Source organism: Chelatococcus sp. HY11, from assembly GCF_018398335.1.
Classification (GTDB): domain Bacteria; phylum Pseudomonadota; class Alphaproteobacteria; order Rhizobiales; family Beijerinckiaceae; genus Chelatococcus.
Genome location: NZ_JAHBRX010000001.1, coordinates 4,259,298 through 4,277,153, shown reverse-complemented (window position 1 = coordinate 4,277,153; position 17,856 = coordinate 4,259,298). Strand labels below are relative to the sequence as shown.

16 protein-coding genes are annotated in these 17,856 nt (G+C 61.8%); 7 read left to right on the top strand and 9 right to left on the bottom strand.

Features of this window, described 5'->3' with window-relative positions:
- Window positions 1-189: 189 nt before the first annotated feature.
- Both KIO74_RS19445 and KIO74_RS31920 read right to left on the bottom strand, forming a co-directional pair.
- Window positions 190-387, bottom strand: coding sequence for a hypothetical protein (locus KIO74_RS19445; RefSeq protein ID WP_213333430.1), 198 nt, complete (start codon window positions 385-387; stop codon window positions 190-192).
- Between the two features lie 244 nt (window positions 388-631).
- The gene (locus tag KIO74_RS31920) at window positions 632-904 is read right to left on the bottom strand and encodes a hypothetical protein (protein WP_249731074.1); all 273 of its coding nucleotides are present in this window, start codon (window positions 902-904) and stop codon (window positions 632-634) included.
- 39 nt (window positions 905-943) lie between these two features.
- On the opposite strand from KIO74_RS31920, the gene KIO74_RS19440 reads away from it, so the two are divergent.
- From KIO74_RS19440 to KIO74_RS19415, 6 genes are all read left to right on the top strand, one after another.
- Window positions 944-1,534, top strand: coding sequence for a helix-turn-helix domain-containing protein (locus KIO74_RS19440; protein ID WP_249731073.1), 591 nt, complete (start codon window positions 944-946; stop codon window positions 1,532-1,534).
- Between the two features lie 258 nt (window positions 1,535-1,792).
- Window positions 1,793-4,558, top strand: a complete 2,766-nt coding sequence (locus KIO74_RS19435; protein WP_213333428.1) for an ATP-binding protein — start codon at window positions 1,793-1,795, stop codon at window positions 4,556-4,558.
- Window positions 4,559-4,707: 149 nt separating this feature from the next.
- Window positions 4,708-5,121: a GlcG/HbpS family heme-binding protein gene (locus tag KIO74_RS19430; RefSeq protein ID WP_213333427.1), complete on the top strand. Its 414-nt coding sequence runs from the start codon at window positions 4,708-4,710 to the stop codon at window positions 5,119-5,121.
- Window positions 5,122-5,177: 56 nt separating this feature from the next.
- Window positions 5,178-5,987 (top strand): SDR family oxidoreductase, encoded by an 810-nt coding sequence (locus KIO74_RS19425; RefSeq protein ID WP_213333426.1) that lies wholly within the window; start codon window positions 5,178-5,180, stop codon window positions 5,985-5,987.
- A 113-nt stretch (window positions 5,988-6,100) separates the two neighbouring features.
- Window positions 6,101-6,595, top strand: a complete 495-nt coding sequence (locus tag KIO74_RS19420) for a nuclear transport factor 2 family protein (protein ID WP_213333424.1) — start codon at window positions 6,101-6,103, stop codon at window positions 6,593-6,595.
- 101 nt (window positions 6,596-6,696) lie between these two features.
- The gene (locus KIO74_RS19415; protein WP_213333422.1) at window positions 6,697-7,530 is read left to right on the top strand and encodes an oxidoreductase; all 834 of its coding nucleotides are present in this window, start codon (window positions 6,697-6,699) and stop codon (window positions 7,528-7,530) included.
- Between the two features lie 1,412 nt (window positions 7,531-8,942).
- Here the strand turns inward: KIO74_RS19415 and KIO74_RS19410 are convergent.
- From KIO74_RS19410 to KIO74_RS19385, 6 genes are all read right to left on the bottom strand, one after another.
- On the bottom strand, window positions 8,943-9,656 hold the full coding sequence (locus KIO74_RS19410) for a L,D-transpeptidase (RefSeq protein WP_213333416.1): 714 nt from the start codon (window positions 9,654-9,656) through the stop codon (window positions 8,943-8,945).
- A gap of 313 nt (window positions 9,657-9,969) precedes the next feature.
- Window positions 9,970-10,956 (bottom strand): amidohydrolase family protein, encoded by a 987-nt coding sequence (locus KIO74_RS19405; protein ID WP_213333415.1) that lies wholly within the window; start codon window positions 10,954-10,956, stop codon window positions 9,970-9,972.
- A gap of 16 nt (window positions 10,957-10,972) precedes the next feature.
- Window positions 10,973-11,632, bottom strand: coding sequence for an SGNH/GDSL hydrolase family protein (locus tag KIO74_RS19400; RefSeq protein ID WP_213333413.1), 660 nt, complete (start codon window positions 11,630-11,632; stop codon window positions 10,973-10,975).
- Entirely contained in the window at window positions 11,629-12,834 is a 1,206-nt protein-coding gene (locus KIO74_RS19395; RefSeq protein ID WP_213333411.1) for an LLM class flavin-dependent oxidoreductase, read from the bottom strand. Before KIO74_RS19395 ends, KIO74_RS19400 begins: the two co-directional genes overlap by 4 nt.
- Window positions 12,835-13,632: an alpha/beta fold hydrolase gene (locus tag KIO74_RS19390; protein WP_213333405.1), complete on the bottom strand. Its 798-nt coding sequence runs from the start codon at window positions 13,630-13,632 to the stop codon at window positions 12,835-12,837. It abuts the gene before it with no gap.
- 61 nt (window positions 13,633-13,693) lie between these two features.
- Complete coding sequence (locus KIO74_RS19385; RefSeq protein ID WP_213333403.1) at window positions 13,694-14,800, bottom strand: ABC transporter substrate-binding protein; 1,107 nt, start codon at window positions 14,798-14,800, stop codon at window positions 13,694-13,696.
- 391 nt (window positions 14,801-15,191) lie between these two features.
- On the opposite strand from KIO74_RS19385, the gene KIO74_RS19380 reads away from it, so the two are divergent.
- The gene (locus KIO74_RS19380) at window positions 15,192-16,061 is read left to right on the top strand and encodes a DMT family transporter (RefSeq protein ID WP_213333396.1); all 870 of its coding nucleotides are present in this window, start codon (window positions 15,192-15,194) and stop codon (window positions 16,059-16,061) included.
- A 342-nt stretch (window positions 16,062-16,403) separates the two neighbouring features.
- On the opposite strand, the gene KIO74_RS19375 is transcribed toward KIO74_RS19380, so the two are convergent.
- Window positions 16,404-17,855: an amidohydrolase family protein gene (locus KIO74_RS19375; RefSeq protein ID WP_213333394.1), complete on the bottom strand. Its 1,452-nt coding sequence runs from the start codon at window positions 17,853-17,855 to the stop codon at window positions 16,404-16,406.
- Window position 17,856 lies beyond the last annotated feature (1 nt).

Below are 17,856 nucleotides of genomic sequence, written 5' to 3'. Positions count from 1 at the left end.
CGTACCTGATTTCCGGCCCACGTGTTCCCGTTCCGTTCGGGACGTGGCTCTCCGCACGGAGGGGGCGTGGGTTTTTCCACCTTGTAAGATATGGAAAAGCCTCGCGGCACTCCGTCACTTCCGAGCGCAGGGAAGCCGCGTCACATGACACAGGTCACAGAGCGTGCGTGGCTTCCGGCTCGATCTCGCTCAGAGAATAGCGTTTTGGGGCCGTCGTTCGGCATGCCTCTCGGCTTCTTTCTCCGCCTCGCCAGGCAGGCGGCATCTCTTGCCGTCAGCCCCGGGGTCGAGAGCGATGCGCTCGAGATGCGCCACGACAGGATCGGTCACGCCAAGGATCGCGGCAACCTCCGGCCGGCGAAAGCTGCGCCCGTGAAGCGGGAGCATGGGCAACCTCACAGGAACAGCAGCCCGTCCGGGCGCCCAGTCTCATAGACGCAAGGTGTTGCTCTCGCCAGCTTCAGGCTGTGACACGGCCACGGGCAGCTTTCTTGCGTCTGAAGGTGCGGCTACACTCTGAGCTATGTGCGGACACCGTCGTTGTTCCGACGGGGGAGCGCTGGACAAGAGCGGTATGCCGTGCCTCTGTTAGCGGCGAGGGCATCCATCCAACTATTGGCGGTAGGTCATGTCAGGCGCCTATGGCGACAAACTTGGAGACTCGGTCGGCGTTAAGTCCCCGCCGACGATCGAAGCTCGATTGCTGCAGACAGCTGATTTCATGACAACTCATCTCGCCTGGGAGGAACGCGACAGCGAGGCGGCCACGCGGATCGGGAGGGAAGACGCGTTTCTCGTTTTTCTTCAGAGGCGGGCAATCCCGGCCAATCCCTATTGGATCGACGGAAAGCCTGTCGATATGAAACCTCTTGATCGCGGGCAATTCCTTCTGCTCGATCTCCATCAAGAACACCAGTCGATCGTGCGCGCCGCTGTCGATTGCTTGGCCTTCTACGTGCCGCGCGCCTCCTTGGACCTCATCGCCGAGGAGAACGAAACACGGCGGCCGATTACATTGCGTGCCTCGTTTGGAGATCCGATCGATGATCCCGTGATCTGGCATCTCGGAGAATGCCTCCTACCCGCCCTCCATCAGGGGCCAGCAATCAACCGGCTTTTCATTGATCATGTTAGCCTCGCGATGGTCACGCATTTGGCAGCCAGGCATGGGGAGGCCGCTGCCTGGCCGACGCCGCGCAGGTCAGCGCTTGCAGCGTGGCAGGAACGCCGCGCCAAGGACATGCTGCTGGCAAACATGGACGGCAAGATTGGACTTGAGGAACTAGCGCGCAATTGCGGCCTTTCACGAGCTCATTTCGCTCGCGCTTTTAAGGCGACGACAGGACTGACACCCATGCGCTGGCTCTTTGCCCAGCGAATCGAGCGTGCCAAAAGCTTGCTGCTGAATTCGGCGTTGCCGATAGATGAAATAGCTCATTACTGTGGCTTCGCCGACCAAAGCCATTTCACCCGCGCGTTTAGTGGCGCCGTGGGCGACACGCCCGGAGCCTGGCGGCGCAGCCGCAAATTCTGAAGGCTGTTGTGTTAATGGGGCCCGTCTTTTCTTGCATGCTTCGTCTATCGAGAATGTGAGCTAAGTCTGCGGTTCTGTTTTTCGACAAAAGCACTGCCATACAAAAAAAGCACTGGGCGCACTGGCCCGTTTAACGAGGACACTTAAGCTTCGTCTCAGCTTTAGCGCAATTTCGAAGGTTGAGGGGACCTGATGTCATCTTCCGTACAAGCTTCGGAATTCGGTCCGTTCGCCTTGTTCGTTCAGGAGCGCCGCCTGATGAAGCAGGGCGCGCCTGTGCAACTCGGCAGCCGCGCGCTCGACATACTGATCATGCTGGTGGAGAACGCCGGCAATGTCGTCACCAAGCAACAGCTCATTGACCATGTCTGGTCCGGTGTAACCGTAGAGGAGAGCAGCTTGCGCGTGCATGTCGCCGGGTTGCGCAAAGCATTGGGCGACGGACGGGAGGGCGCGCGCTATGTGACGAACATCGCCGGTCGCGGCTATTGCTTCGTCGCCGCCGTCGATCGCAGGACCAATCAGCCGGACGCGATCGCGACGGCGCTTTGCCAACCCGACATTTTGGCAAATCTACCGCGACGGTCGAACCTGGTGGTAGGACGCGAGAGCGAAGTCAGTGAGATCGCCAGCATCGTGCAGTCGCGGCGCTTTGTTACCATTCATGGCCCCGGGGGCATCGGCAAGACGACGGTGGCCTTATCCGTGGCGAGCCAGCTGGCCGGCACTTTCCCCGACGGCGTGCAGTTCATGGATTTGAGCATGCGCAAATCGGACGTACCGGTGGTCGAGTCGCTCGCCTGCGTGCTCAACCTGCTTCAATCGGGCAGCGCGACGAGCAATGTGGTCAACTATCTGCGCGAGCGGCGAATGCTGGTTGTACTCGATTGTTGTGAGCATGTCGTGGATTCGGCGGCCGAGCTGGCAGAGTTAATCTGCCAGGAGGCACCGGGTGTAGCTGTCCTTACAACAAGTCGTGAAGCTTTGCGCGCCGATGGTGAGCACGTTTATCCGCTTGCATCGCTGGCGTTTCCGCCCGACGACGCCGTAATTTCCGCCGAGACCATCGCCAACTATCCTGCTGCCCGGCTTTTCCTTGAGCGAGCGGTGGCCGCCGGCTATCGCGCCGAGTTTAGCGATGCGGACGCCGAAATCGTCGCCGACATCTGCCGCAAGGTGGATGGCATCGCGCTTGCGGTGGAACTGACGGCCGCGCGCGTGACGCTGCAAGGATTGCGCGAGACTGCCGCGCAGCTGGGTGGACGATTGAACTTGCTCTGGCAAGGACGGCGTACGGCGCTGCCGCGGCACCAGACGCTCAGCGCGACGCTCGACTGGAGCTATGAGCTGCTGGACAATCGCGAGCGAACCGTGCTGAGGCGTCTCTCCGTCTTCGTCGGACAGTTCATGCTTGAGGAAACGCAGGTCGTAGCCGCCGGTAATGGTGTGGATGATGCGCAGGTTGTCCAGGCCCTGGTGCAGCTGGTTTCCAAATCTCTAGTCGTCGCCGACTCAGGCGATGGCCGCACCCGTTACCGTATTCTTGACACGACGCGCGCTTATGCGCGGCTGAAGCTCATCGAATCAGGCGAGTTGGCCGATACGTCGCGACGGCATGCAGCGTTTTATTGTGATCTTCTCGACCGCTCTGTTGTGAATACACCTGGCCAACCCGAACGGCCGGCTCGTGAAAGGCTGAGCAACGTGCGCGCAGCTCTGGAATGGGCCTTCTCCGATTTGGGCGACACTCGGCTCGGCACCGAACTCGCCGCCCGCTCGGCCCAACTTTTCCTCGACCTGTCGCTGCTTGGCGAATGCCGACTATGGACTCAGCGCGCGCTGTCGGTGCTCGACGCTTCCCTGCGCGGCACATCGAGCGAAATGGCGTTACGGTTAGCGTTCGGCCAAGCTCTGATGTTTTCTCAGGGCAACAGTGAGGAAGCCCACGCTTCTCTAGCGCGAGCGCTGGAGATCGCCGAGTCGCTTGACGACAGCTTGGGGCAGTTCCGTCTGCTCTGCGGCATGCATATGTACCATCGGCGGAGGGGGGATTTCGCCGCGCTCGTGTCGATGGCCGAGAAAGCCGCGGCGATCGCCACCGACTTCGTCGATCCGGTCGCCGTCGCCGCCGCATATTCCATGCTCGGCGTCTCGCACCATCTGAACGGCAACTTGGCTCCGGCGCGCGACGCGCTCTGGGAATCGATACAGCAGCCGACTGACGACCGCCGGGTAACAACGAAGTTCTTCGGCGCGGATCGCGACGCACCGATCCTTATCCCAAGGACGCTCTGGCAGATGGGCTTTCCAGATCAGGCCGCGAAGGCTGCGCTCGAGGCCGGTGACATCGCAAATCTCGATCCGGTTACGGGCTGCGTGGCGCTCATCGGCTCGGCCAGCGTATTCCACCTGATGGGAGAATGGGAAGCCGTCGAGGACTACGTGGATCATCTGATCCAACATGCGGGCGAGCACTCGCTCGCCCCCTACCAATCGGTGGGCCTCGGTTTCAGGGGCGAGGTGATGTTCCGGCGCGGCGAGGTAGAGGCAGGCGTGAATCTCGTCAGAGAGGCACTAAACAGACTGCGTGCCGCGCGTTACGAGAACTATTCGGCTTGGCTAAGCTGCACGCTGGCGGAAGGCCTCGCGGCGCGGCGCCACTACGACCAGGCGCTCGCGCTCATAGGGGAACTAACGGCACCTTCGGCGAATACAGCGGTCTACAACATGCCGGAGCTGCTGCGCGTTCGCGGCGACTTGCTGGCACAGGCCGGCGACGAGAAGGCAGCCGAACGCTCACTGGAGGATGCGATCGCGATTGCCGAGGCACAGGGCGCACTATCCTGGCGGCTGCGGGCCGCGACCAGCCTCGCCCGTCTGTGGCGAAGCCATGGCCGGAGCGATGCGGCAGGCGAGCTGCTTGGAGCGACCTATGCCCGCTTCAGCGAAGGCTTCTGTAGCGCCGACCTCCTCGCCGCGAAGGCGCTGCTGGAAGCGCTCGGCCGTCCGCCAGAGGCAGTCTGATCGGTAGCCACGATCTCGCAAGGGATTGTTATCTTCCGCGACCTTATCGCATTCACAAAGCTTCACGCCGCTTAACAACACCGAACTCGCGCAGCACCGGCCTTCCAGCGATCTTCTCCTCGTCAAGACGACGCAGACAGGAGAACGTCATGCAAATCACCTCTCACCAGGCCCAGGCCGTCATCGACGGCGCGGAAGCCAGGGCTCGCGAGATCGGCCTGCCGGTGATCATCGCCGTGCTTGACGCCGGCGCCCACCTCAAGGCCTTCCGACGGATGGACGGCGCGGTCCTCGCGTCGATCGACATAGCGATGAGCAAGGCGAAGACCGCCGTACTGTTCCAAGCGAACAGCGAAGCAGTCTGGGAATACTGCAAGCCCGGCGCTCCGGCTCACGCCTTGGAGCTGACCAACGGTGGCCTCGCTCCCTTCGGCGGGGGTATCCCGTTGCGCTGCCCGGAAGGCAGCGTCATCGGCGCGGTCGGCGTTTCCGGCGGTGCGGTGTCTCAGGATGCCGAGGTCGCACAGGCCGCGCTCGCTGCTTTCGAGAACCTCACCCGCTAATCCCTGAGAACCCATCCTCTTCCCGACCACGTCCCAACTCAAAGAAAGGAACGACCATGTCCAAGACCATTCTTATCACAGGCGCAGGTTCCGGCTTCGGCAAAGGCGCCGCCATCGGGATGGCCAAGAACGGCCACAACATCATCGCCACTGTTCAGGTTTCGCCACAGGTGACGCCGCTGCGCGAGGAAGCGGAGCAACTCGGCCTGAAGAATTTCCGCGTCGAACGCCTCGACCTCACCGATCCCTATGATATCAGGCAGGCGCAGTCCTGGGATTTCGACATCCTCTGGAACAATGCCGGCCAGGGTGAAGCCGGTCCGGTCTGGGAGATCCCGGTCGATCTCGTGCGCCGCAACTTCGAGATCAATGTCTTCCTGCCGCTCGTCCTCACCCAAGGCGTGATCCAGCGCTGGGTGCGCGAGGGTAACAGCAACGGCAAGAAGGTGGTCTTCACTTCGTCCATGGGCGGCCTGTTCACGCCGGCCAACTGGGGCACCTACGTCTCGACCAAGCACGCGCTGGAATCGATCGCCGAAGCGTTGCAGCAGGAGCTTGCCACCTACGGCATCAGGATCCAGACCATCAATCCGGGCGCCTACTACACTGGTTACAACGAGACCATGGCGGACAACCCCTTCCGCTGGCTGGATGACAAGAAGAACTTCACCAAGCGCGCCGATCTGCGCAAGGGCTTTGACGATTTCTTCGCCACGCCGGAAGGCAAGATGGATCCGAAAGAGATGATCGACCGCATGATCGAAGTCGTGCCGGCCGACACCGGGAAGTTCCGCAACGTGGTGCCGAAAGTGATCGAGGACATGCTGAAGCAGCACCAGATCGCTGCTTGGGACAACCAGATCTGAGCACGAAAGTCCTTTGAAGCGGTGGTTCTTCGACCGCCGCTCCCTCTCTCCCTTCCCATACTGGTAAAGCGCCCTCCGTAAGGCGTTGTTGCAACGAAAGAAAGGTGACGGATATGACCAGCTTGAGCCCTCTCATCGCGATCGCCGCAGCAAGTCTCGCCACGGCTGCCTTCATTCCGGTCGCGCAGGCGAACAAATCCTCGGGCAAGGAGAACAAGACGATCGTCCAGCGTTCGTTCGACGCCTGGGCGGCCGGCACCGGTAGCCCCTACGACCTGCTTGCCGAAGACGCCGTATGGACCATCACAGGCAACTCATTGGCATCGAAGACTTATCCCAGCCGCGAGGCATTCCTCGGCCAAGTTATTCGGCCCTTCGTTGAGCGCATGAGCGTCGGGCTGAAACCGGTAATTCGTGACATCTATTCTGATGGCACCACTGTCATCATCCATTTCGACGCGGCTGGTACGGCAAAAGATGGCAAGCCCTATGTGAACACCTATGCTTGGTTCCTCGACATGCAAGACGGCAAGATCGTCAAGGCGACGGCGTTCTACGACAGCATCGCGTTCAACGATCTGTGGACCCGCGTCAAGCTTAACCAGTAGCTCTCGCCAAGGCAAGGGGCGCAAATGCGGACAGCCGCGCGCCCCTGATGCGATTATCAACCTGTCGGCGAGTCCGACCGTGCACGTAAAGGGACACGACCATGAAAACCTGGTTCATCACTGGAGCCTCTCGCGGCTTTGGCGCTAGGATCGCTGAACTGGCGCTCGACAGAGGCGACAACGTCGTGGCTACGGCGCGCAACCCGAGGACTGTGTCGGAACGTTTTGGCGAACGCCCCAATCTTCTCGCCGCCGCGCTCGACGTGACAGACGAAGAACAGGCGAAGGCGGCTGTCGCCGCAACGGTGGAACGTTTCGGCCGGATCGACGTGCTGCTGAACAACGCCGGCTACGGCCTGCTCGGCGCGATCGAGGAAGCAACAGGCGCGGAGGTCGAGGCGCTGTATCGGACCAATGTGTTCGGGCTGCTCGCCGTGACGCGCGCCGTACTGCCGACAATGCGGAAGCAGCATTCGGGCCATATCCTTAACATCTCGTCGATAGGTGGCTATCGCTCGGCAGCTGGCTTCGGCATCTACTGCTCGACCAAGTTCGCCGTGGAAGGCTTGTCAGAGGCACTCCACCATGAACTCGCGCCGCTCGGCATCCATGTGACAGTGATCGAGCCGGGCTATTTCCGCACCGACTTTCTCGACTCGACTTCACTGGTGGCGAGTAAAAACGTCATCGCCGACTATCACTCGACAGCGGGCAACGTGCGCGGTGTGGCGAAGGAGCTCAACCACGCGCAGCCAGGCGACCCCGACAAGTTGGCAACGGTGCTGGTCGGCCTCACCGACACGGACAACCCGCCTGTGCGACTGCCACTTGGCAGCGATACCGTTGCCGCGATAGAGGCCAAGCATGCCTCGGACCAAGCGATCTTGGCCAACTGGCGGAGCGTCTCCATCTCGACCGACTTCGCGGAGAGTTAATTCCGCGGCGGCGGAGGATGAATAGCGTCGGAAGAAGTCGGGGAGACGTAGAGCCCCCCCGCTGACGATCATGCCGCGCAACTTGCAGGAGACAGCAATTCTCCAGGAAGGCCCAGGATGCTAAAAAACCGGGAATCCGCAGCCTATCTTTGTTCGAGCCGACGAGGCCAATAGCGCTTCCATGAGCAGAAGTCTCTAGGGCTTTGCCAGAAGCTCGCATCCCAAGGAGGATACTCGGGATATCCATTCCGCCAGAACTGAACGCTTTTCTGCACTTGGGGGTCATGCCGATTTCGGTATATCCACCGCAACTCAGAGCCAGTGATCGATCTGCGCTTCCCGCCCAATGGCGTTACATAATCATGTTCATGGCTCTTTTTTATCACAGCCGCGATGTCCAATTGGTCGAGGAAGAAATGCACAGTCGCGCTTGATTCACTGTGAGTATGCCAATACAATCCAAATTTCGACTTCTTTCTCCATCGTACGAAGTCCGGATACTCTAGATCTGCTGCTTGTCTATATTTAGGATGGCGCAAAATTTCCGCCAGAAATTCAGAATTATCACTCGGTGTAAAGCTATTTAGTTTCTCTCCATTGATTAGATACCGGTTTATATTTATTAACTGGCGCATCAAGTCTGGCGAAACGAGATGGCTGTATCTGTCGAAGTCATATGCCATAAATGTGCCCAGACCAAAGATGATATCTCCAGGCTGAAAGCTCTCTTTGAATGGCGGCGCGAATGGCATTGATAAAACCTATTATAAGAAATATATGGTTAGTATTCTTAAAAAGTCGATTTTTACGAAAACAATCGGCAATCAATACGCTATATATCCCAATTTTCAAAATATTTCAGATGAATTCGATAGATATTACAATTCAACCCGCCCGAATAGGGAAAGGACGCGGAGGCGGCAGAGGCGAATGGACAACGGTGGCATAGTCCGACTCTCGGAGTTCTGGCGCCGATGGTCACTTCCGTCCACACGCCCTGCAATACTTCCTGGCGTCCAATAGCCAACACGGCGTCACACCGCCAATCAATGTGGGCGCCCCCGACGAAGACCCGCTCGATGCGCTGCGCGCGATCGGCCCGGATGAGGGCAGCTCCCAGTATCGCGGACCTCGCATCTGGATGGCAGCGGCCGTGATTGAGGCTCAGCCGACGCTGTCGGTCAGCCGTTCGCTGGAATCGCGGCTTATCTGCCAACCATCGAGCGGCGAGGGGTTTATGCGTCGCTATCGACGGTGTTCCTGCGGATGCTTTCCCCGAATTTGACGCCACAAGAGGCCGACGCGGGCGCTCGCTGCGCTTGTCAATGACGCTGTCGGGTGGAATGGCGAGGCGAACCGAGGCTTGAGGGCGCAATACGTGTTGCGCCCCACCGTGAACCGGCGGCGATGCCTTACGCAGGCAGGACGACCACCTTCGTCTTGACCGGCGTGCGGTTGTAGAGATGGATCATGTCCTGGCTCAACAAGCCGACGCAGCCGCTTGTGATGCCTGAGCCGATCGATTCGGGATCGCTGCTGGCGTAGATCGTGTAGAGCGTATAGGCGCCGTTCTGATAGAGATAGAGCGTCCGGGCGCCGAGCGGATTGTCGAGGCCCCCCGGCATGCCGCCTGCGTATTTGGCAGCCTCGGGCTGGCGCTTGATCATCTCCTTGGGGGGCGTCCAGGTGGCCCATTCGCCCTTGCGGCCGACGTAAGCATCACCGCTCCACCGGAATCCGTCGCGGCCGACATTGGCCCCATAACGGGTGGCGTTGCCGTCCTCTTCGATGCGGTAGACATAATAGTTGCCGGGATCGACGATGATTGTGCCGGGCGCTTCCTTGGTCTCGTAACGGACAGTCCGGCGGAAATATTTCGGATCGACCTTCCTGACATCGGCCGCCGGGATCGGGAACTTCTCCTCCGGCACCGGACCGTAGACCTTCTCCGCCTCTGCGAGGCTCATGCTGCCGTCGGTTGTCACGCAACCGCCCAGGCTCAGCGCACCGAGGCCCACGGCGGAGCCGAACAGAAACGACCGGCGGTTGAGAAAACCCGACCGAAACGCAGGCGAGGCTGCTTGGTCGATCTTTCCAGTATCGGGATGCCCACCGTCTGTGATCATGATTCGTCAGTTTCCCATGTCCTGCTGCCCGACGAGACAATACCCCGGCAATATAACCGCTTAACGTCTTGCGGCGCAGAGATTGCTCTCCCCCGGCGCGATTGGCAAGGGCGGACCTTTGCCGCACGGTGCCTGCCCGGCGGGAGAGTCTTGAATTTTCATACGGTCTGGCCTTCTCACGCCGCTTGGCGCATGAGTGACCCGACATGATATCAGTCTCCGGATACCCCCGGTGAAGTACAAAGCGTCCGCTTAGGCGCTTTTGCTACCGCGAGACCGGATCGCGGAAAGCGATTCGGCTGGCTCGGCACGCTCAACACCGCTGGAGAAGGCGGAAGGCATTCTCTGCCAGGGTTGATGCCGTCAATCCGGCGGCGAATAACGGGTCCAGGGGCGATTTCGATCCCATGTCGAAGGGATAGTCGCTGCCCGGCACAACGTGATCGGCCCCGAGAACATTGATGAGCAGCCGCGCCGCCATCGCGCTGTGAACGAGCCCATCGCAGTAGATCTGCCTGAGATAGGCGCTCGGCGGCAAGGGGCAGCGCGTCCGCAAGGAGGCTCGGTGCAGCCAGGCATGTTCGATCCGTCCGAGCTGATACGGCAGGAAGCCGCCACCATGCGCCAGCACCACTTTGAGCGTCGGATGGCGCGCGAAGACTCCGGCCAGGATGAGCCGCGCGACCGCTTCCGTCGTTTCAAAGGGGAAACCGACCACATTCCAGAGATGGTAATGCGCGAGCCGGGCGACATCGCCGCCATTTTGCGGATGCAGGAACAGCGGGACGCCGAGCTCTGCGACCGTCGCGAAAAATGGCTCAAAGCAAGGGTCGTCCAGTTCGCGCCCGCAAACATGGGTGCAGATCGCGACGCCCGCGAGAGCGAGTTCGCTGACGGCCCGGCGCAGCTCGCGGCAGGCGAGATCGGGCGCCTGCAATGGCACCGTGGCCAAGGGCATCAATCGCGCGGGGTGCCGCTCCCGCCACGCGGCATAGCCGTCGTTGATCTGGCGAGCGATCTCCAGCCCGTCCTGTGGCCGAGCCCAGTACATGAAGTATTCCGGCGGGCTGCTGATCGCCGCGCCGTCAAGCCGCATGTCATCGAGGGCGGCGAGGATGAGGTCACCGTCATAAACGTTGGGCCGCAGCCGCATGTCCGGCTCGATGGCTATCCCGGCCGGTGCATGAAAGGTCAGGCGGTCGTCCTGGCCGAGTTCGAGCACCTCAGCAAGCTTCCCCCGGCGCAAGGTATCGACGAAGGCGGGCGGAATGGCGTGGCAGTGGAAATCGATGAGGGCCATGGCTCAGTCCCAGTCGTCATCTGAGTGGGAGGCTGGCCACCACGTGCGCCAACGCCTCGCCGAGCGCCTCGTGTCCCGCTGCGCCGAAATGCACGCCATCTCCACCCGCGACGGTCACGATCGCACTCGCGTCCAGGAAGGGCAGACCGCGCGCGGTCGCGAGGGCGGCGAGCGCGGGGGCGAGTTCCGCCGATTTCGTGTCGGCGTGAGCATAGACGGCGGCGAAGGCAGCGCCTCGCGTGCCAAGCCGGGGTGGCGCGACAATGAGAACCTGAGGGACCTTGTCCGATGGCCCCTCGATCGGCAGCGCATCGACGAGGGCAATCAGATGGTCGACGCCGTCAGCGACATCGGCCGCCGTTTGGCCGAACCTGTCCTTCAGGTCGTTGACGCCGAGCATGAGAATGACCAGATCGAGCGGTTGATGGGTGATGAGGCAGGGCGCGAAATACGCCGCGCCGTTGCGCCCCGGACCCATATCGTCATCGAGCCGTGTGGTGCGCCCGCGAAGTCCCTCTTCAATCACCGTGTAGGCCGGCCCGAGACGATGGGACAGCACGCCCGTCCATCGCGTCGCGGCGTCATGACGTCCACCCCCGTCGGGCCGCGCGCCCCAGGTGTTGGAATCGCCGAAGCACAGGATGCGGAAGGGCGCGCGCGGTGCGGCCGCGTTCATTGCCGGGCGCCCTGGCAAGCCGCCCCCGCTGGCGACAGAGTCTCGAGATAGGGAAGCACCTCGCGCGCGAACAGACGAATGCTCCGCTCTGTCTCGGCATGGGTCATCAGGCCGGAACGGCCCATCATCACGAGGCGCCCGAAACCGCCGACCTTTTCATGGAAGGCGGCGATCTGTCGTCTGACGGTTTCGGGGCTGCCGGCAAACATGATGCCGCGGTCAATAGCCTCCTCGACCGTTATGGGTTTGCGCCCCTGCGGCGGTCGGCCGGCGTGGGCGATCTCCTGTGCGGCCTGCAAGGCTCGATAGGTCTTCGGCGCTGCTCCCGGCGGATTCTGGCCAGGGAGAAAGGACGAATACTGCGGCGCCGAGATATCTCCCACCTCCAGGAACCACAGCAACTGCCGCGCCGTCTCCCAGGCCTCCGCGTCGGTCTCGCCGACATAGGTGAACCCCATATAGGCGAAACGATCGGCCAGCACCCTCCGGCCCGCCTCGCGAGCGCCCGCGCGGTAAGCATCCCAGGCGCGAAGGGTGCGCTCGGCGCCGCTGGCGAAGACGGTGTGGACATAGCCGCGGCGGCCAAGCTCGCGGCCCGTCTCGGGATCACCGGTCGCTGCCCAGAACGGCGGATGGGGGAATTGCCAGGCCTGCGGCCATACATTCACATGCCGGTGGTGGTAGTGATCGCCCTCCCAGCTGAAGGGGCCCTCGCGATGACTGAGCGCGGCTTCGATGAGGTCGATCGCCTCCCAGAACCGGTCGTTGATGCCGACCGGATTGGCATTGCCTGAGGCCATTTCCGACCCACCGGACTTGACGAAGCCGATATCGAGACGACCGCGCGAGAGGACATCGGCGGTAGCGTATTCTTCGGCGACGCGCACGGGATCCTCCCGAACCGTGATCAGGGTGCCAAGGCTCAGGATGCGCACATTGCGGATCTGCCGAGCGAGGATGCCGAGGAAGAGCGGGCTCGCGCTGTGGAGGCAATTGATACCGCTGTGGTGCTCATTGGAAATCACGTTGATGCCGAGCGCGTCGCACAGCAGGAACTCGTCCAGCACCTCGTGGAAGATATCGGCTGCCCGTCGCGGATCGCAAAGACGGCTCGGCAGGTTGGCGCGGGCGGACGCGTGAGCCTCGATGACGGCCTTGTCGACAAAAGGATAGGGCGCTTCGCAGATGTACCAGGCCTGCATTCAGCGGCACTCCCCGCCAAGAGTCGCCCCATGGCCTGTTGTCCTCTTTAGGAAGTCTGAGACGACAGCGGCGAGTTCACCGGGCTTTTCGACATCCGGGTGGTGGCCAGCGCCTTCGATCATCCGGAACATGGCGCCGGGGATAGCCGCCGCGTAAGCCTGGCCATAGGCCGGGGTGACGATACCGTCCGCCGCCCCCCAGGCCACCAGCGTCGGGACCTTGATACGATGCAGCCAATGGAGGAGACGCGGGCTGTGCATATAGGGGCGCCATCCGTAACGGCAGGATGCCTCGCGATTGGCGGCGTAAGCGACCACGGCATCGTCGCTCATGGCGGCGAAATCCGGCGCTTGCGCTGGATCGGCCCATGTCGCGCGGGCGACCATCTCGGGAGGCTCATTGAAGATGTGCAGGATATCAGGTGTCTCGCGCCTGTTGATCCGGATGCCGAGCGCATCGATGAGGACGAGCTTCGCAAGGCGGTGGCCATAGCGAACGGCGATTTCCGCCGCGATCCATCCGCCGAAGGACAGGCCGACAAGATTGACAGGCCCGGACGGCCATTGATCGAGCAGGTCAAGATAGGCATTGACCACATCCTCCACCGTCGCGACATGGGGCGGCCGGGGCGTCGCGGCGAAGCCCGGATGCGAAGTCACCATCAAGGCCAATCCGCTCCCGGCGAGCGCTTCAAGGAAGGGCGCTGCCGGATCAAATGTCTGAAGCCCGTGGAGGACGAGTGTGGCGGGACCCTCGCCTCCTGAAAGGACGTCGAAGGCAATGCCAGCGACGTCCATTCTTCCGCGGCGCATCATGGCGACGCGGCCTGTCGCAGGCCAGGTATCACGACGCGATTTATCACGACGCGATCATGTCGCGGTAGGCGATCAGCGTCTTTGCGTAGTTCGCCATCCACCAGTCGAAGCTCATCTTGGCCTGGACGGCCACGTTCTGCGGCGCGCCGGGGTTGATCGCCCTGAGTTCCGGCGGTGTGATGGCATCGGCGGCGGGATTGGCCGGCCCATTGCCCAGTGCCGCCAGCAGGCCGACCTGTGGCTCCGGATCCTGGAACGTCGCGATGGCCTTCATGGTTTGCGCGAGTGCGGGAGCGCCCTTCGGCACGACCCACAGGCCCGAGAGCAGGACGCCGCCCTTGAAGCTCCAGTCGATACGGCCCTGCGTCTCCTTCTTGAGGATGTTGGCGCGGCTGCTCCACAGCCAGCCCATCACGGCCTCGCCGTTGCGCAGCAGCTCCTGGCTCTGCGTGCCGTTCTCCCAGTAAAGAAGATGCTCCTTGATCGAAGCGATCTTGTCGAAAGCGCGCTTGACGTCCAGGGGATAAAGCTGGTCGGGCGGCACGCCGTCGGCCATCAAGGCCAGCTCGACCATCGGCTGGGCATCCTTGCGGACCATGCGCTTTCCCGGAAATTTCTTGAGGTCGAAGAAATCGGCGGGGGAAGGTGGTGTCGTGACCTTAGTGGTATCCCAGGCCGTCACAAAGCTGAACAGGTAGTTGCAGACGCCGTATTCATAGACGAATTCCGGAATGGACTTCGACTTGTCGACGACGGTGTAGTCGATGGGCTCGAGCATGCCGAGCGGACCTAATTCGCCGATGGCGGCCGCGCCTGCGTCGCACACATCCCACGTGACGGCCTTGGCCTCGACCATCGCGCGGATCTTGCCATTGCTGGGGCCGGAGCCATCCATGACGAGCTTGCCGCCGGTCTGCTTTTCGTAGTTGGCGCCGAAGGTCGCTGCCAGGGCCTTGAGCGCATCACCGCCCCAGTTGGCCATCACCACATCCGGCACCGCCGCCGCGGCACCCGTGCTGCCGAGAACTGACGGCGCCAGCCCGAGGGCGCCCAGAGCGAGCATCAGATTCCGGCGGCTAATTTCGCCGCGCTTGTACTTCTTGGCAAGAATTTCGCCGCAGTCCTCGGCGTAGCTCTGCAGTTCGGCCATCTTATGTCCCCTCGTCGAGGCTTTGCCCCAGTGTTGTTGCGCCGCAGTGTTGTTGCCGGCCCGCATGCCGATATATGCTTCCCCAAAGGCAAGGGGGAAACATATGGTCCGACGCCGGTCCGCGGTGCCGTATCGCGCATCAGCAGCAGTCCTCTGGCGGAGAAGGGCGAGCCCTTTCCCCAGGAGCACCGAAGCTAGTCTGCTGGGCAGGGTGCGTTGCAGCAATTGATATTTGTAAGGACCGCCTTGTGAATATAATTCGCAGGACGGTGGCCCCTCCCAGGTTTATTCAACCTCGGCCACTTGCTTGGCCACTTGCACCGCTATTCGCGCGGCCGTGTGCACGGCACCTTGGCGGACGATGCCATGTCGTTCTCAACGATGGACCCCCATGATCACGAGACCCGCTGTCGGCATCGCGCTGATGCTCGCAAGTTCGCTGCTTTTGACGATCAACGATGCCTTGACGAAGCTTCTGCTCGGACGTCTGCCGACAGGCCAGATCGTCCTCACCCAGGCCCTGATCACACTTGCGGCTGTACTCGTGATATCGATCCGCGGTCGCGGCGCGAAACTGAAGGTGCACAGTCGTCCAAGGCAATTGCTGCGAGCATTCTTTAACGTGGGCAGCCTCATCACTTTCGTGATCGGGCTCATGTACCTGCCGTTGTCGATCGCAATTGTGCTATCCTTCGCCAATCCTCTTTTCGTTCTTCTCCTGGCACCGGTGATCATCGGCGAAAAACTTGATGGCCCGCGTCTCATGGCGGTGCTCATCGGCTTTATTGGTGTCCTGGTGGTGATCAATCCGACATCGGGAACCCTGTCACTCTATGCTTTGCTGCCATTGGCATCAGCCGCCTGCGCGGCGCTCCGCGACATCGTCACCCGTCGCCTCGCCCAAACCGATGCCACACAAGCGACCATGCTGCACTCGGCGGCAGCGACGGCGGTGGTTGGGCTTATCTGGTCAAAAGGTGAATTCGTCATACCCGCCGTTAATGATGCGGTGTTGCTGGCCGCCATGTCCGTCGCTTATCTCGGCGCGCTCTATTGTATGATCGATGCGTTGCGCTTCGCGGACGCATCGACAGTGTCCCCGTTCAAATATACATCGCTCATCTGGGCCGTCGCGCTCGACCAGATGATCTGGATGCGCCCACCTGCTTTCAATGTGCTGATCGGCGCCATGATCATCGTGACGGCGATGATTTTTATCTACAGGAGGGAACGCGCGAACGCTCGGGTCGATAGACATTGACGAAGAAGCCCCGACGGCTCGGAAAAATTCTCACAATCCACCCACAGAAAACATCAGTTGATGGTGCGGGTGCGAACGCTAGAGCATTTCTGGTGAACTCCGGCTCACCAGGGATGCTCTAGGTCTTTGTTTTTGAGCATTTTCTTCACGCGAACCGGTTTCCACTTCGCTTGAAAATGCTCTAGGTCCCATTCGAGACGACTGGTGACAGTGCGCGATGAATGCAGGGACGAAGGTGTGAACTAAGCTCGCAAGATATCAAACCGTCTCAGGGAAGAAGCCCCAGCTCCCGGCTGGTATCCCCGACCTTTTCGTGATCTGATACCCTGCCGACGTGCCCGATTACACGACCATGCCGACCTGCGCGGCGGTCACGGATGGCTCCGGCCCCAGCGCACAGCGCAGGCGCAGATCTGGCGGCAGGGAGGAGAACAGGCGGCTCGCCAGATTGTCGGCCGCCGCCGTGGCGCGCTCGTAGTGGGAGTGCAGAACGCGGCCGCCCTGCTTCACGATGCGTCCCGCGATGAAGACCGTGTCGATGTCGCGGTTTTGCGCGAGCTGGATCAGGACCTGCGGGGGGTCGCGCGCCGGCACCACGTGGCCGCCGTCGGCGCGGACCAGCAGGATATCGGCCTGTTTCCCGACGGTAAGGGAGCCGACTTTATGGTCGATGCCGAGCGCTCGGGCATTGTCGATGGTTCCCCATTCCAATACTTCGCGCGTGGTCAGCGAGACCTGCCGCACAACGGAGCCTGCGGCATCCGGGACCGCGGCGCCGCCGGTCGTCATCGCACGGACAAGCGCCTGGTTGTTGAACAGACGATGAGCCTGCAGCGTGAACCGAAGGGCATCGAGCATCCGGTCGCAGGCGAGCGCTTCGCAATCCACGCCGATCGATGGCCGGAGCCCGCGTCGCCTGATGCGTACCGACAGCGGTTCGCGCACATGCGCGCGCAACTCCACCGTGGGCGCCGAGGTGAAACTCGCGCCCGCGTCGATCAGAATGTCGAGCTCATCATCGGCAAGATAGTTGCCGTGAACGACATTGTGGCGCGGTGAAATCAAGCCTTCGCGCGCCAGCTGCCGGTATCCGTCCGCGACAAGGCGACCGCTCTGCCCCCAAACATGCGCGCTCGTCAGAACATCGAGCGTGGCCGCTTCGGCGAAGTCGCGGCGACAGACCTCCATGGTGGCATAGTCGGGCCCGAGGATGCACGCGGCGAGCGTAACGCGCGCGTCATCCGATGAAAGGGACCCGCGTCTCAACCTGCGCATCTCGTCCCAGTCGTGGGGTATCGTTGAGAAATGCGGCTCCCCGGGTTTGGGCGGGGGTTTGGCGGAACCGTGCCCGAAAACCGCGCGGACGCCCGAGGCAAGAAGCGCATCGACAGCGGCGTCTGTATGCTCGGGCGTCGGATTGTTGTGGCACCAGTCGAAGATCGTGGTCGCGCCGGCATCAAGCTGTGACAGGGCGCCGAACAGGGTCGCGTCGTGGAGATCCTGCGGGGTATAGAGCGGGGCCAGCCGCGCGTGCAGGATGTCATCGTAATCGGAGCCCGCCCAGTCGCCCCCTATGCCCCGCAGTGGGGTCTGCCACGTATGGAGATGCGCGCTGATGAGCCCCGGCATCACAATGGCACCGCGCGCGTCGATCCGTTCGGCATCGTCAACCGCGAGCTCGGCGCCAATGGCGGCGATACGCTCATTCTCGATCAGAATATCACCGCTCGCGAGATCGCCTGTGGCACGATCCATCGTCAGGAGCGCACCGCCCGTTACCAGAAGTCGTCGCATG

What these genes read in the sequence shown, in the direction of transcription:
- KIO74_RS19445 (WP_213333430.1), bottom strand. Translation starts at nt 387, where the DNA reads ATGCTCCCGCTTCACGGGCGCAGCTTTCGCCGGCCGGAGGTTGCCGCG.
- KIO74_RS31920 (WP_249731074.1), bottom strand. Translation starts at nt 904, where the DNA reads ATGGAGATCGAGCAGAAGGAATTGCCCGCGATCAAGAGGTTTCATATC.
- KIO74_RS19435 (WP_213333428.1), top strand. Translation starts at nt 1,793, where the DNA reads ATGAAGCAGGGCGCGCCTGTGCAACTCGGCAGCCGCGCGCTCGACATA.
- KIO74_RS19430 (WP_213333427.1), top strand. Translation starts at nt 4,708, where the DNA reads ATGCAAATCACCTCTCACCAGGCCCAGGCCGTCATCGACGGCGCGGAA.
- KIO74_RS19425 (WP_213333426.1), top strand. Translation starts at nt 5,178, where the DNA reads ATGTCCAAGACCATTCTTATCACAGGCGCAGGTTCCGGCTTCGGCAAA.
- KIO74_RS19420 (WP_213333424.1), top strand. Translation starts at nt 6,101, where the DNA reads ATGACCAGCTTGAGCCCTCTCATCGCGATCGCCGCAGCAAGTCTCGCC.
- KIO74_RS19415 (WP_213333422.1), top strand. Translation starts at nt 6,697, where the DNA reads ATGAAAACCTGGTTCATCACTGGAGCCTCTCGCGGCTTTGGCGCTAGG.
- KIO74_RS19410 (WP_213333416.1), bottom strand. Translation starts at nt 9,656, where the DNA reads ATGATCACAGACGGTGGGCATCCCGATACTGGAAAGATCGACCAAGCA.
- KIO74_RS19405 (WP_213333415.1), bottom strand. Translation starts at nt 10,956, where the DNA reads ATGGCCCTCATCGATTTCCACTGCCACGCCATTCCGCCCGCCTTCGTC.
- KIO74_RS19400 (WP_213333413.1), bottom strand. Translation starts at nt 11,632, where the DNA reads ATGAACGCGGCCGCACCGCGCGCGCCCTTCCGCATCCTGTGCTTCGGC.
- KIO74_RS19395 (WP_213333411.1), bottom strand. Translation starts at nt 12,834, where the DNA reads ATGCAGGCCTGGTACATCTGCGAAGCGCCCTATCCTTTTGTCGACAAG.
- KIO74_RS19390 (WP_213333405.1), bottom strand. Translation starts at nt 13,632, where the DNA reads ATGGACGTCGCTGGCATTGCCTTCGACGTCCTTTCAGGAGGCGAGGGT.
- KIO74_RS19385 (WP_213333403.1), bottom strand. Translation starts at nt 14,800, where the DNA reads ATGGCCGAACTGCAGAGCTACGCCGAGGACTGCGGCGAAATTCTTGCC.
- KIO74_RS19380 (WP_213333396.1), top strand. Translation starts at nt 15,192, where the DNA reads ATGATCACGAGACCCGCTGTCGGCATCGCGCTGATGCTCGCAAGTTCG.
- KIO74_RS19375 (WP_213333394.1), bottom strand. Translation starts at nt 17,855, where the DNA reads ATGCGACGACTTCTGGTAACGGGCGGTGCGCTCCTGACGATGGATCGT.